General features: G+C 38.6%; 17 protein-coding genes. 13 read left to right on the plus strand and 4 right to left on the minus strand.

Annotated features, from left to right (window positions below; all coding sequences use genetic code 11):
- Positions 1 to 5: 5 nt before the first annotated feature.
- Both HCB49_RS07755 and HCB49_RS07760 read right to left on the minus strand, forming a co-directional pair.
- Positions 6 to 353 carry a magnetosome magnetite crystal formation protein family gene (locus tag HCB49_RS07755; RefSeq protein ID WP_185604594.1) on the minus strand — a complete coding sequence of 116 codons (348 nt, stop codon included), beginning with the start codon at positions 351 to 353 and terminating at the stop codon, positions 6 to 8.
- 104 nt (positions 354 to 457) lie between these two features.
- A complete protein-coding gene (locus HCB49_RS07760) occupies positions 458 to 1,021 on the minus strand; it encodes a TetR/AcrR family transcriptional regulator (RefSeq protein WP_185604595.1) in 564 nt (187 codons plus the stop codon).
- Positions 1,022 to 1,201: 180 nt separating this feature from the next.
- Between HCB49_RS07760 and HCB49_RS07765 the strand changes: the two genes are divergently transcribed.
- Both HCB49_RS07765 and HCB49_RS07770 read left to right on the plus strand, forming a co-directional pair.
- Positions 1,202 to 1,963 carry an SDR family oxidoreductase gene (locus HCB49_RS07765; protein WP_185604596.1) on the plus strand — a complete coding sequence of 254 codons (762 nt, stop codon included), beginning with the start codon at positions 1,202 to 1,204 and terminating at the stop codon, positions 1,961 to 1,963.
- 172 nt (positions 1,964 to 2,135) lie between these two features.
- A complete protein-coding gene (locus HCB49_RS07770) occupies positions 2,136 to 3,209 on the plus strand; it encodes a GGDEF domain-containing protein (protein WP_185604597.1) in 1,074 nt (357 codons plus the stop codon).
- 52 nt (positions 3,210 to 3,261) lie between these two features.
- Here the strand turns inward: HCB49_RS07770 and HCB49_RS07775 are convergent, their stop codons facing one another.
- Entirely contained in the window at positions 3,262 to 3,420 is a 159-nt protein-coding gene (locus tag HCB49_RS07775) for a hypothetical protein (RefSeq protein WP_008948481.1), read from the minus strand.
- A gap of 3 nt (positions 3,421 to 3,423) precedes the next feature.
- Entirely contained in the window at positions 3,424 to 3,813 is a 390-nt protein-coding gene (gene gloA / locus HCB49_RS07780; RefSeq protein WP_185604598.1) for a lactoylglutathione lyase, read from the minus strand.
- Positions 3,814 to 3,943: 130 nt separating this feature from the next.
- Between gloA and HCB49_RS07785 the strand changes: the two genes are divergently transcribed.
- From HCB49_RS07785 to HCB49_RS07835, 11 genes are all read left to right on the plus strand, one after another.
- Entirely contained in the window at positions 3,944 to 4,561 is a 618-nt protein-coding gene (locus tag HCB49_RS07785) for an MBL fold metallo-hydrolase (protein WP_185604599.1), read from the plus strand.
- Positions 4,562 to 4,625: 64 nt separating this feature from the next.
- Complete coding sequence (locus HCB49_RS07790; protein WP_008948478.1) at positions 4,626 to 5,297, plus strand: cyclic nucleotide-binding domain-containing protein; 672 nt, start codon at positions 4,626 to 4,628, stop codon at positions 5,295 to 5,297.
- A 253-nt stretch (positions 5,298 to 5,550) separates the two neighbouring features.
- Positions 5,551 to 6,246: a Crp/Fnr family transcriptional regulator gene (locus HCB49_RS07795; protein WP_003729570.1), complete on the plus strand. Its 696-nt coding sequence runs from the start codon at positions 5,551 to 5,553 to the stop codon at positions 6,244 to 6,246.
- A 69-nt stretch (positions 6,247 to 6,315) separates the two neighbouring features.
- Entirely contained in the window at positions 6,316 to 7,194 is an 879-nt protein-coding gene (gadR, locus tag HCB49_RS07800; protein ID WP_185604600.1) for an acid resistance transcriptional regulator GadR, read from the plus strand.
- A gap of 74 nt (positions 7,195 to 7,268) precedes the next feature.
- Positions 7,269 to 8,345, plus strand: a complete 1,077-nt coding sequence (locus HCB49_RS07805) for a Gfo/Idh/MocA family protein (protein ID WP_185504072.1) — start codon at positions 7,269 to 7,271, stop codon at positions 8,343 to 8,345.
- A gap of 15 nt (positions 8,346 to 8,360) precedes the next feature.
- Positions 8,361 to 9,101 carry a sugar phosphate isomerase/epimerase family protein gene (locus HCB49_RS07810; RefSeq protein WP_185604601.1) on the plus strand — a complete coding sequence of 247 codons (741 nt, stop codon included), beginning with the start codon at positions 8,361 to 8,363 and terminating at the stop codon, positions 9,099 to 9,101.
- A 1-nt stretch (position 9,102) separates the two neighbouring features.
- Positions 9,103 to 9,825 (plus strand): ThuA domain-containing protein, encoded by a 723-nt coding sequence (locus HCB49_RS07815; protein ID WP_185604602.1) that lies wholly within the window; start codon positions 9,103 to 9,105, stop codon positions 9,823 to 9,825.
- A gap of 2 nt (positions 9,826 to 9,827) precedes the next feature.
- Positions 9,828 to 10,796, plus strand: coding sequence for a sugar phosphate isomerase/epimerase family protein (locus tag HCB49_RS07820; protein ID WP_185481191.1), 969 nt, complete (start codon positions 9,828 to 9,830; stop codon positions 10,794 to 10,796).
- A gap of 22 nt (positions 10,797 to 10,818) precedes the next feature.
- Positions 10,819 to 11,868, plus strand: coding sequence for a Gfo/Idh/MocA family protein (locus HCB49_RS07825; RefSeq protein ID WP_185604603.1), 1,050 nt, complete (start codon positions 10,819 to 10,821; stop codon positions 11,866 to 11,868).
- Positions 11,869 to 11,961: 93 nt separating this feature from the next.
- Entirely contained in the window at positions 11,962 to 12,147 is a 186-nt protein-coding gene (locus tag HCB49_RS07830; protein WP_008948472.1) for a CsbD family protein, read from the plus strand.
- A 131-nt stretch (positions 12,148 to 12,278) separates the two neighbouring features.
- On the plus strand, positions 12,279 to 14,180 hold the full coding sequence (locus tag HCB49_RS07835; RefSeq protein ID WP_185604604.1) for an alkyl/aryl-sulfatase: 1,902 nt from the start codon (positions 12,279 to 12,281) through the stop codon (positions 14,178 to 14,180).
- Positions 14,181 to 14,196: the final 16 nt, after the last annotated feature.

Consider the following 14,196-nt stretch of genomic DNA (forward strand, 5'->3'; position numbering starts at 1 on the left):
TTTTTTTAAATCCAAATGTCTTCTTCTTTTTTTGCGCATAGCATTTGAATTCCGCGAACAATATTATAAATAAATAGACCAACTACTGCGATGAGCGTAAAGATAAATAAGCTGCCAGTAAGTAAAAAGCTCATACTAGTAAAAATGCCACCCTTTAACAAAGCTGTAACGAACAAACTAGAGAAGCATAAGACCCCAGCAATAGTCGGAATAATATGAGTTAGCAGTGCCACTTTAGCATGATGTGAAACTTCTTCTGATTTTGCAAAAATCCAAATCAAAACGGGAACAATAATTGGTGCAAACAAAATGCTAAAATAACTTAAAGCATTTAAAACCCGATGATCATTCATAATTAACACACCTTTCTATGATGTCTTTATTATAGCAAGGTGTAAGAGAATAGACCCTCGATTCAAGTGACAATGCAAGAAAGCAATATAACAATTATGTAAGCTTATACTTTTTGATTTTTGGCATGAATGATATGAAGGAGTTGTTCCGACATATATTGCGGGGAATGGGAAAAATCTTCTTCTGCCCAAAAAACAATGATGCCAAAAATAGCATGGGCTTGGTAGGTTGCGAGTAACAAAGGATCAGCGCTTGAGCTATCCGAAAAACTAGCAACATCTGCTAGCATAAGTTCGCGAATAACGTCGCACACTTGATTTTGAAAGCTCGGCCGAATGGTTGATTTGATAACTTGTTTATAGAAGGCTTGATGCGCGTATACATGGTCAAATATTTTTATCATGGAAGGAGTAAGTGCTTGAATAGAAAAATGAGTTGTTTGTAAATAAGGGTCTTGATAAGCACTTTTTAAATCGGTCAAAACTTCTTCCACAATGCTGTCCAAAAGTTCCTCTTTATCATGGTAATGTTTATAAAATGTGCCGCGGTTAACATCTGCTTCGGTTACAATATCCGTAATAGTAATTTGTTGAAAAGGCTTTTGGTCAAGTAGGGTAAAAAGGGCTTGATTGAAGGCTTTTTTTGTTTTTTTAACCCGTCTATCCATGATTTTGCACCTCCGATTGAAGAAATTTTCCTCTTACTATACATATAACGCAAAAGTGTTGCTTAATCAACAAAACAGGCTTTCTTTACATATTGAAAGCGTTTTACTCAGGGATTATAATGAAGAGAGAAAGAAGGTGTTTTTCTTTCTAGCGTAACAAAAGTGAAGGAGGAAATAATAATGGGGAAATTAACTGGAAAAGTAGCAGTAGTAACTGGTGCGGCTTCTGGAATGGGGCAACAGATTGCGATTCTTTTCGCCAAAGAGGGCGCGAAAGTAGTCGTGGCGGATTTGAATTTAGAAGCAGCACAAAAAACAGTTGAGCTTGTTGAAAAAGAACAAGGCACCGGGCTCGCGGTTGTCGCGAATGTAACCAAACAAGAAGATATTGAAAACATGATCAATCAAGCAGTGGAGAAATTTGGAACATTAGATATTTTAGTAAACAATGCAGGAATTATGGATAATTTTGTCCCAGCTGGCGAATTAACAGATGAGCTTTGGGATAAAGTGTTTGCGATAAACACAACGGGCGTGATGCGCGCCACTCGAGAAGCACTCCATATCTTTGAAGAAAAAGGGCAAGGTGTGATTGTTAATATTGCTTCCGCCGGCGGGCTATTTGGCTCCAGAGCAGGTGCGGCTTATACAGCGTCGAAACATGCGGTCGTTGGTTTTACGAAAAATGTTGGCTTCCAATATGCGAATAAAAACATCCGGTGTAACGCCATAGCGCCAGGAGCAGTAAATACGAATATCGGCACAACGATTTATGCGCCAGATGAGTTTGGGCAAGAACGTGCGATGATTGGAATGGGCATTAATCCTCGAGCTGGAGATGCTTCAGAAATTGCCAAAGTCGCGTTATTTTTAGCTTCTGATGATGCTAGTTTTGTTAATGGAACAGTTATTACAGCGGACGCAGGTTGGACCGCTTACTAATACGTTTTAGTCCGCAAAAGGAAATCATTTTCTTTTGTGGACTTTTTTTGAGAAAATAGAGGGATAAAGCTTTGGAGCAGCGTCTGTTTTTAAGAGGTTGTTTCTTTGTGTGTATGCATAGTTGTGAGCATAATGGGGTAATGAGTAACAAAGTGAAAGGCGGGGATGCTTTTTGGTCCAACAGTTGGTAAGTAATGCAGCGATTCTACTCGCAGGATTTTATATTATTTCCTTAGTTTATAAAGAACCAATTACAAAAGAATTATCGACAAATAGAAAAATGGTAATCGGAATATGGGCCGGGCTTCTTGGTTTTGCGCTGATGATTTTTGGGATTCCGATTTCGAATAATGTGATTGTTGATTTACGTCATATTCCAATTATAATGGTAGGTTTTTATGGTGGGCCGATTCCGGCAATTGTGTCTGCTATTATTATTTCTGCATCGCGCTTCTTAATTTCAGTGAATTCTGCGGCTATTATGGCGGGAATTGTTATGATATTGATTGGCATAATAACGGCACTTTTTAGCAAACGCTTAGAAAAATTCAAAATTTGGGGCGTTTTTATTTTGAATGTGATTGCATGTGGCTTTGTCGTGGTTAATTTGCATTTGATTTTAGCCAGAGAGGCTAACTACTGGCTCAATATGTCGATATTTGTAACGATTGCACTTGTCATTGGTGTTATTGCAGCCGGATTAATGAGTAACATGATTAAATCAAAGCAACTTTTTCAAAAATATGAGCAGGATTCGACGCTAGATTATTTGACGAGATTATCGAATGTAAGGCAATTTGATGAAAAAATCAATCATGTGATGGATGCTGGGAGTCGGCAAGTCACGCTGATGTTAATCGATATTGATTATTTTAAAAATATTAATGATACATATGGTCACGATGCAGGTGACGCGATTTTAAAACAATTGGCAGCCATTTTAAAGGCGAGCACGACAGATGGTTCAGAAGCTTTTAGAAATGGCGGGGAAGAATTCTCGATTGTGCTGTTGGATTGTTCGATAGATGAGGGAAATGATGTGGCGGAAAGAGTGAGGAAAGAAACGGAAGAGAATGATTTTATTATTCCAAACGGCCAAATAGTGAAAATAACGATTTCAGTAGGCGTGAGTGGAAGTAAAGATGGCGCAAACACAAGTGAAGGGTTATTTAAGTCTGCGGATGAAGCGTTATATAAAGCAAAATTAACAGGGAGAAATCGAGTTTGTATCGCGGATGACAACTAGTCATCACTATGCAAAAAATCCAGCAAACCTAAATGATTTGCTGGACTCTTCTTTATTTACGGCGATACATTTTTGTGAGATCTACCATTAAGTAAACGAGCAATACGGCTGTGATGACAACTGCGATAAGGCTAGCTATATCGCTCTTGAATAGCATACTAATACCGTTAATTGCTAGTGCGATTAAAATAATAATGAAATATTTGCCCATGAATTATAAAGCACCATCTTGAATGATTTCTGTTTTATAACCGTCTGGGTCTGTTAAGAAATAATAGAAAGGTTCTTCGCCGGGAAGTCCTTTTAAGTCTGTAACGGTGTAGCCAGCAGCTTGGTGTTCTTTTAGTATAGCGCGCACATCAGGAACCCCAACAGCTAAATGACCATAACCATTTCCTAAATCGTAAGCTTCTTTTTGGTCATAATTGTAGGTTAACTCTAACTCAAAGCCACCTTCTTCAAATGCCATATAAACTAGTGTGAATTCAAAATCTGGAAAGTCTTTACGGCGAACTTCTTTTAGTCCTAATGCTTTTTCATAGAAAGCAATTGATTCCGTTAAGTTTTTTACGCGGATACATGTATGTAACATTTTTGCAGTCATTTTTATTCCTCCTTTTAATCTTCTGCCTTTATTGTAGTATATCTCGGAAGTGAATACAAACAAGGAATATTGATGGAAGTAAGGCGGTTTTTTCGGTATAATGATGATTGTGAAGAAAGGCGGAAGTAGAATGACAAAAATCAAACGAATTATGACAGGAATTATCCAAGAAAATTGTTATATCATTTATCAAGATAATGTAGCGCTTATTGTTGATCCGGGTGCAGAAGCGAATAAAATTGAAGCAGAAATTACAAAGTTAGGAGTAAAACCAGTAGCCGTTTTACTAACGCATTGCCACTATGATCATATTGGCGCTTTGGAAGAAATCCGGAAAACTTATGATATTCCCGTATATGTTAGTCCGCTAGAGCAAGAATGGCTTTCGAATCCAGAGTTAAACCTATCAGCGCACATCACAGGCCAAGCAATCGTGGCGCAACCTGCGGAACAAGAGTTCACGTTAGGTGATTATAATATAGAAGGTTTTCGTTTTAAAGTGGTACCGACACCAGGACATTCTATCGGTAGTGTAAGTTTTATTTTTGACGAGTTTGTTGTCGTTGGCGATGCGCTATTTAAAGGTAGTATCGGTCGTACAGATTTATTTACAGGCGATTTTGATACGTTAATTAATAGCATTAAAACACAGCTATTCGTACTTCCTGATGACCTGCCAGCATATTCTGGACATGGTGATGCAACAACAATCGGCCACGAAAAGCAAACAAACCCATATTTCAACTAAAAAGAACTTGCAGAAGTAGTCATTCTGCAGTTTTTTTGTAATTAAACGGAAAGGATGTTGAACAATGCATTCAGATGAGGAAATTTTCAAAGAAACAACAACAAAATCACTGCTTCAATTATTAAAAAAAGATTATCACTTTCATGATTATTGTTATCAAGAAATTATTCCTAGAGGCAAAGAAATCAAAATGAACCATGCGAAAGGCTTCAAAATTTACTTAGTCGAAAGCGGCTATTTCTCTTATTGCCTTCAAAATGAATATGGTGACTCGGGTATTATTAGCTTTGTAAGTAGTGAAATTGCGATTAATTTGATTCCGCTGATTAAAGAAGAACCAGAAGAGTCCGTATTACGCAGTTTGACGGAGGTTCATTGCTGGGTACTCGATCCTGAGTTTGTCGAACGTGTTTTAGATGAATCAGGTCAAAAAGCGAACTATTTATTATCTAATTTGCTTTATACAAGAAAAGTTTATTTCAAAGCGAGCAAACGTAATTTTATGAAGAAAGAACGCCGTATTAGAGCGTGTTTAAAAGAGATTGGCCTTTATATGGGGAGAGTGACAAAGGATAAAGAATATATTTTACCGGATGAGATCACTAATTCTATTTTAGCCCAATATGCGAATACGACACGTGAATATACGAATATTATCGTGCTGAAACTACGAAAAGAAGGAATTTTGGACGATAGTTATAAACCATGGGTCATTAAAAAAATCGACACACTTTAATTGATAAAACTTAATATATATTGATTTTAAGCATACAAAAGGTGGAAAAGTTAAAATAATATCTAAATGATGGTGATTTAAAATGTCACAAAAAATACTTATTTAGCTATTTTCTGCCTAAAAAAAGTTTGTTTTAGTACAAAAATAGTAAGAAAAATTTCTTTTTGATTATTATAATGTTATTTTATTTGGTTAAAACCTTCTCTGAGGTGTTTTCATTCTGTGATATTATACTTTAGAGGAGGAGTTTGCATTGAACACATTAGAAAAACGACAACATGAAATTTTGACCAATCCACTTCATTTTTGTAAGAAGTCTGGAGATTTTGCTAAACATAGTATGAGTATTAAACTTTCAAAAAATGAACTATTTGACGTCGACTTTGTAACAGGTATCTATTTTGTTGAAAAAGGTATCGTTATGAAAGGAACACAAATTGATGATTATATTGGCTATGATCAATTACTAAAACATGGGGATGTATGTAATTTTTCATCGTTTATGTCTTCAGATTTGAAACGCAATATTGGGGCTAAATTATTATCACCGAGTTCTAGTGTTATTACAGCAGTAGATAGAGATTTTTTCATTTTTATGGTGGAAAAACACATTAGTATCGAAGAATTTATGTTATATCAATCGAAAAAAGAAATCATGGTACTTCAACGCCGCTGCTTGCTTAATACGCTTAAAGTGAAAGATCGCGTGAAACATGTTATTGCTGCGATTGGTTACGAATATGGTATTTCCAATGGTGATAACATTCAAATTCCACAAGAATTGTCTACTACATTTTTATCTAAGTTCATGGGTATTACAAGAGAATATCTTAGTTTAACGCTTAGTGAACTGAAAAAAGAAGGTTACTTATTAAACACAAAAATTCCTGTTGTAATAAATGTAGAAAAACTTTTCAATGAAATTCCCTACGAATCATTAATTTTATAAAACCAAGAAGATAGTCTAACGGCTGTCTTCTTTTTTATGCTAAAATGAAAGAAAAAAAGGAGTTCCACTATGAGTGAATACTTGGAAATTCCAGAATTAAATAAAGCTTTTCCATTTCGATCGTTCGTCAATGAAGGAGAGGTGCTCGTTTATCCACATTGGCACAAAGAAATTGAAATTATTTATGCGCTAAAAGGTAGCCTAAACCTTGGTGTGAATGATATGCCAATTCAATTAAATGAAGGCGAGATTCAAGTAATCAATGGCGGCGATGTTCATTATTTTCTAGCTTCACCAAATAGTGAACGTATCGTGATTCAATTTGATTTAAGTTTATTTCAAGAAGAAATGCAAATGGACGGTCAAAACCAAACATTGCGCGAAATGCTAACAGAAATGGCGCATTTGAGCAGGGAATGGCCAGAAGAGACGGTTTCTAAAATGCAATCGTTAATCATAAATATCCATACCGAATCGAGCGGCGACAGCCCAGGCAAGCACTACATTCTTAAAGCCGATCTCCTAGCGATTATTGGTTTAATCTACCGTGAAATTCCTCAAATAAAAACGCAACCGGATAGTGTTATTTCGGAAGAGGCAGTCCTCAAATCCCAAGAAACCCTACATAAATTAGATCAAATTTTTTCTTATGTCGAAAAGCATTACCAAGAGCCTGTTAGCCTGCAAGAAGTGGCGGATTATACTGGATTTAGTACCTACTATTTCACCAAGTTTTTCAAACGAAATACAGGTATGACTTTCGTGACTTTTTTAAATGATTATCGGTTGAATAAAGCAAAATGGATGTTGTTAAATGAAGCCTTTCCAGTAACCGAAGTGGCTGAACTGGCTGGTTTTAGTAGCGTGAAAACCTTTCATCATGCATTTAAGCGGGCGATGGGTGTGGCGCCGTTAAAATACAGAAAGACAATATACGGGAATAATTAAGCAATAAAATAGGAAGAATTACCTTCAGTAGTTTTGTATGATGTAACTATCAAAACTATTGGAGGTTTTTTATTATGACATTAAAAGTTGGAATTATTGGTTGTGGAGGCATTGCAAACGGGAAGCATATGCCAAGTTTATTAAAAGCTGAAAAAGCAGAAATGGTTGCTTTTTGCGATATCGTTCTAGAAAAGGCTGAAGCGGCAGCAAAAGAATTTGGAAGTGAAAATGCAAGCGTATACACAAACTATGAAGAATTACTCCAAGATAAATCCATCGATGTCATTCATGTTTGTACACCAAATATTTCTCATGCAGAGATTTCTATCGCGGCAATGGAAGCTGGAAAACACGTTATGTGCGAAAAACCAATGGCAAAAACGACCGAAGAAGCGAAAAGCATGATTGCAGCCGCAGAGCGTACTGGCAAAAAACTAACAATTGGTTATCAAAATAGATTCCGTAAAGACTCGGACTACTTACATCAAGTTTGCGAAAACGGGGAACTAGGCGATATTTATTATGCAAAAGCAAAAGCAATTCGTCGTCGTGCAGTGCCAACTTGGGGCGTGTTTTTAGATGAAGAAGCACAAGGTGGAGGCCCGCTAATCGATATTGGAACACACGCGCTTGATCTAACACTTTGGATGATGGACAACTATAAACCGAAATATGTAGTAGGAAACAGCTATCATAAACTTGCAAAGAAAGAAAATGCAGCCAATGCTTGGGGCTCATGGGATCCGAAGAAATTCACGGTAGAAGATTCCGCATTTGGCTTTATCACGATGGAAAACGGTGCGACGATTGTTTTAGAAGCAAGTTGGGCGCTTAACACACTAGATGTTGGGGAAGCGAGAACCTCTCTTTCTGGAACAGAAGGTGGCGCGGATATGGAAGACGGATTACGTATCAACGGAGAAGCACACAGTCAAATGTTTGAAAAGAAAATTCAATTAGAAGCAGGCGGCGTTGATTTTTATGATGGCACGGGTGATGATCCGGCATTAATCGAAGCAGAACAGTGGTTAGAAGCCATTTTGAATGATACTGATCCAGTTGTAAAACCAGAACAAGCACTTGTTGTAACGCAAATTTTAGAAGCTATCTATGAATCATCTAAAACAGGTCAGCCAGTTTATTTTAATTAAGGAGGACGCACCTTTATGAAAGCAAAAATAGCTTTGCAGTTGTGGAGTGTTCAGGAAGCTTGTGAGGATGATTTTTTTGAAACGCTGGAAAAAGTGGCGAAAATGGGTTATGACGGCGTGGAATTCGCTGGTTATTACGGCAAAGCTGCGGGTGAAATTAAAGCAAAATTAGCGGAACTTGGGCTAGAAGTAGCAGGTTCGCATATAAGTAAGGAACAACTAGAAGCCGATTTGGAAGCGGTCATTGCTTTTGAGCGCGAATTGGGTAATAACTATATCATTTGCCCTTATGCAGATTTTGAAACGAAACAAGAATGGCTTGAATTTAGCGCGGAACTTCGCGAGATTACGAAAGCTGTGAAACAAACTGGAATGCAATTTGGTTATCATAATCATGCCCACGAGTTAGAAAACTTAGATGGCGAGATTATTTTAGATGCTTTATTTGAAAATGTACCGGAGATGGTTGCGGAATTAGATACTTATTGGATAGAGCACGCTGGCATTGGTGTTATCCCTTTTATCGAAAAATATCGCAACCGGGTGCCGCTTGTTCATATAAAAGATAAATCAAAAACGACCAAAGAAAGCACGATTATCGGTGAGGGGATTCTTGATGTTCCTGGTTATTTGAAAACAGCGCTTGATGCTGGAACCAAATGGCTGGTTATCGAACAAGAAGCGTTCGAGGAAGAACCACTAACAAGTGTTGCCAAAGGTTATAACTATGTAGCGAATTTATTGGAGGGGAAATAATATGACACGCGTAACGGTATGGAATGAATTTTTACATGAAAAAGAAGATGATGCGGTACTGGCGATTTATCCAGATGGCATTCATGGTCAAATTGCTAGTTTCCTAGAAAAAGCAGGACTTGATGCAAAAACGGCTACTTTAGAAGAACCAGAGCATGGACTTACGGAAGAAGTTTTAGCGAATACGGATGTTTTGATTTGGTGGGGACACATGGGGCATGACCGCGTGGAAGATAAAATTGTCGACCGTGTCCAAAAGCGCGTTTTAGAAGGAATGGGACTTGTCGTACTTCATTCAGGTCATATGTCAAAAATCTTTATGCGCTTAATGGGAACAAGTTGTGACCTAAAATGGCGTGAAGCAAATGAAAGAGAGCGACTTTGGGTGGTTGACCCGACGCATCCAATCGCGAAAGGAATCGGCGAATATATCGAGCTCGATGAAGAAGAAATGTACGGTGAGCATTTTGATATCCCGACACCAGACGAATTGATTTTCTTAGGTTGGTTTGAAGGTGGCGAAGTGTTCCGCAGCGGAATCACATACAAAAGAGGAAACGGTCGGATTTTCTACTTCCAACCAGGCCACGAATCCTATCCAACCTATCACCATCCGGACATCCAACAAGTCATTATTAACGGTGTCCACTGGTGCGCAGAAGGTCGGAAAAATTACCCAGCATACGGAAATCACCAACCACTTGAAAAAATAGGGAGGAAATAAAAATGAAATTAGGCGTATTTACACCATTATTTGCTAATTTACCATTAGAAGAAATGTTAGATAAAGTGAAAGCAGCAGGACTTGACGCAGTAGAAATTGGAACAGGCGGTAATCCGGGAAACCACCACTGCCCAACAGACGAACTTTTGGCAAGCGAAGCAGCGCGCGAGGAATATTTGGAAAAATTTACGAGTCGCGGATTAACGATTAGCGCATTTAGTTGTCATGATAATCCGATTTCTCCTAATAAAGCAGAAGCGGCGGCATCTGATGAAATTTTGCGTAAATCGATTAAACTAGCTTCCTTAATGAATGTCCCTGTTGTGAACACGTTTTCCGGGACAGCTGGTGATAGCGATGATGCTAAAGCGCCGAACTGGCCGGTTATTCCGTGGCCGACTGTTTATAGCGATATTAAAACGTGGCAATGGGAAACAAAACTCATTCCTTACTGGAAAGAAATTGGCGAGCTTGCAGCAGCTTCTGGCGTCAAAATTGGTATCGAATTACACGGTGGTTTCTTATGTCATACACCGTACACGATTTTAAAATTGCGCGAAGAAACAAATGACTCTATCGGTGTTAATTTAGACCCAAGTCATTTATGGTGGCAAGGAATTGACCCTGTTGGCGCGATTAAAATCTTAGGAAAAGCGGGCGCAATTCATCATTTCCATGCGAAAGATACTTACTTGGATCAAGATAATATTAATATGTACGGTTTAACGGATATGCAACCATATGGCGACGTTCAAACAAGAAGCTGGACATTCCGTTCGGTTGGCTGTGGTCACAGTTTGACAGAATGGTCGGATATTATGAGTGCGCTTAGAACATATGGTTACGATTACGTAGTCAGCATCGAACATGAAGACCCATTAATGTCGATTGATGAAGGTTTCGACCGTGCTGTTACAAACTTACAATCGATTTTAATTAAAGATAAACCACTGGATATGTGGTGGGCTTAACGATAAGAAAGGGTGTCTTAGGATGAAAAAATATCAATTAGTCATTGTTGGTTACGGCGGAATGGGAAGCTATCATGTCACGCTTGCATCGGCTGCTAATCATTTAGAAGTTCATGGTGTATTCGACATTCTAGAAGAAAAACGGACCGCAGCTGCCGAAAAAGGTCTGAAAATCTACGAAAGTTTTGAAGCCGTTTTAACAGATGAAAAAGTCGATGCTGTTCTTATCGCGACGCCAAATGATAGCCATAAAGAATTGGCGATTAGTGCACTCGAAGCAGGTAAGCATGTCGTTTGCGAAAAACCAGTGACAATGACAAGTGAAGATTTGCTAGCGATTATGGATGTAGCGAAAAAAGTAAATAAACACTTTATGGTTCACCAAAATCGTCGTTGGGATGAAGATTTCCTGATTATTAAAGCAATGTTCGAACAAAAAACAATTGGCGAAATGTTCCACCTAGAATCGCGCGTTCATGGCGCAAATGGTATTCCAGGAGATTGGCGTCATTTGAAAGCGCATGGTGGTGGAATGGTACTTGATTGGGGCGTGCATTTACTCGATCAATTGTTATTCTTAGTCGACAGCAACGTGAAATCCGTATCTGCTAATTTAAGTTACGCGCTCGGAGATGAAGTCGATGATGGATTTGTAACGTTCATTACCTTTGAAAATGGCATCACAGCCCAAATCGAAGTAGGAACAACCAATTTCATCAAATTACCTCGTTGGTATGTCAAAGGAACAGAAGGAACTGGCATTATCCATGACTGGGATTTAAGCGGCGAAATCGTTCAACCGACCGCACTTGCTAAAACGTCCGAACCAACGCCAATCAAAGCGGGTCAAGGACTAACAAAAACAATGGCGCCACCAAGCGAGGAAGCAACCAATACATTATCTCTTCCAGCTCCTGCTGAGTTACCAACTTCTTTCTATAATAATTTTGTGGATGTTTTAAATAACGACAGTGAACCCATCGTTCAAAACGAAGAAGTTTACCAAGTTTTAAAATTGATTGAAGCCATATTTGAAGCGGCTGAGACAAATCGAACCATCCATTCTATCTGAAAAAGATGTTTTAGCTTCTGATTATGTGGAAAACACTTAATATGGAGACGCGATTCTTCATTAGAAAAATATTCTAATTAGGAGGCAAAACCAATGAGTGAAGATAAAGGTATGAAAGACAAAGCAAAAGGATTGAAAGATAAAGTAGTAGGCGACGCTAAAGACAAGTTCGGTAAAGCAACAGATGATAAAGGCAAACAAGTAGAAGGTAAAGCGCAAAAAGCAAAAGGCGAAGTAGAAGATAAAGCCGGCGACGCTAAAAAGAAATTATCCGAATAAGTGAAAAAGGTAGGCTTGAATTTCTCAAGTCTACCTTTTTTTAGTCTAATAATAGTAAAAGGTTTTAATCCATTTTATGGAGGTATACAAGAAAAGTATAGGCAAATAAAATGTGTAGGAGGAAACCGATAATGGCAAAAAAAGTCTTACCTAAAGAAGCATCAACTTTTACAAAGAAAGTGAATAATCAAGTGAAAGAGGCACTACCTTTTGAGAACACGAAAGATTTTGATGATGCAAGGAAAGGCTTTATTGGGACATGGGATCATGTAAAAGTGGATACGGATGATGGTCACGCGGTTTGGGATTTAGAGGATTACAAGTTTATCGAAGGGGAAGCTCCTGACTCCGTGAATCCAAGTTTATGGCGTATCGCTCAGCTTAATATGACGAATGGTTTATTCAAAGTAACGGACCGGGTTTATCAAGTGCGTGGTTTTGATATGTCGAATACGACCATTATGGAAGGCGACACAGGTTTAGTTATTACCGATACATTGATGTCCGTTGAAACAGCTCGTGCGGCACTTGATTTATATTATGAGCACCGTCCGAAAAAACCAATTAAGGCGATTATTTACACTCATTCCCACGCAGACCATTACGGCGGAGTAGCAGGGCTTATTACAAAAGAAGATGTAGCCTCCGGAAAAGTTGCGCTTATTGGACCAGAAGGATTTATGGAAGCGGCTGTTAGTGAAAATATTTTTGCCGGAAACGCGATGATTCGTCGTGCGGAGTATATGTACGGTAGCCGTTTATCACGCGGTAAATTAGGGCAGGTGGATGCTGGTCTTGGGAAAACGGCTTCCAAAGGACATATGTCATTATTAGCGCCAAATGATACGATTACATTTGACCATGAAAAACGGGTTGTTGATGGAATCGAAGTAGAATTTTTAATGGCGCCGAATACAGAAGCTCCATCTGAACATATGATGTATTTCCCGCAATTTAAACTACTTAATATCGCGGAAGATGCCGTGCATAATTTGCATAATATTTTAACGCTACGTGGCGCGCAAATTCGTGATGCGTACGAGTGGTGGAAAGATATTGATAAAGCGATTCGCGCATTTGGCGATCAATATGAAGTGTGTATTGGGCAACATCACTGGCCAACATGGGGAAATGACGAAATCAATGATATGCTGATCCACCAACGTGATGCGTATAAATACATGCATGACCAAACGCTTCATTTTATTAATAAAGGCCTAACTGCGATTGAAGTTGCAGAAGCGGTGAAATTCCCTCCTGTTCTCGAAGAAAAATGGTATTTACGCGGTTATTACGGCACGCTTAACCATGATGTTAAAGCCATTTATCAATTTTATCTTGGTTGGTATGATGGTAATCCGGCCGATCTTTATCCACTACCTCCAGAAGATGTCGCGAAAAAATATGTGGAGTTTATGGGCGGCGTCGATGAAGTCTTGAAAAAAGCACGCGTATCTTATGAAGCGGGTGAGTATCGCTGGGTTGCGGAAGTAGTCAAACACGCGGTCTTCGCGGACGGAGAAAATGGTGAAGCGAGAGCACTACTTGCTGATGCGCTAGAACAACTTGGCTATCAATCAGAGTCAGGCCCTTGGCGCAATGTGTTCTTAGCTGGCGCAGATGAACTAAGAAATTCAGTACCAGAGGAAGTTATTTCTGGCGTTACGCTTGATATCGTTGAGGGCATGCCATTTAACTTAATTTTAGATTATATGGGTATTCGTTTAAATGGTGAACGTTCGATTGATAAACGGATTTCAATGAATTGGAAGCTGACAGATGTGGATGAAAATTATCATTTGCTCGTAAACAATTCTGTATTGATTTATCGCGATAGTGAGGCGGACGATAAAGCGGACTTAACATTAACAACAACTCGCGATACATTTAATCATATTTTCGGTGGCGTGAAGAGTTTTGAAGAAGCATTCGCTGACCAAACCGTAAAACTAGAAGGCAATGCGAAGAAATTTGCGGAATTCGCGTCATTGCTCGATGAGTTTAATCCAGTATTCAATATTGTTACACCTTAATAAAAAATAAAACGCT

It is taken from the genome of Listeria cossartiae subsp. cayugensis (assembly GCF_014229095.1).
In the GTDB taxonomy this organism is placed as follows: domain Bacteria; phylum Bacillota; class Bacilli; order Lactobacillales; family Listeriaceae; genus Listeria; species Listeria cayugensis.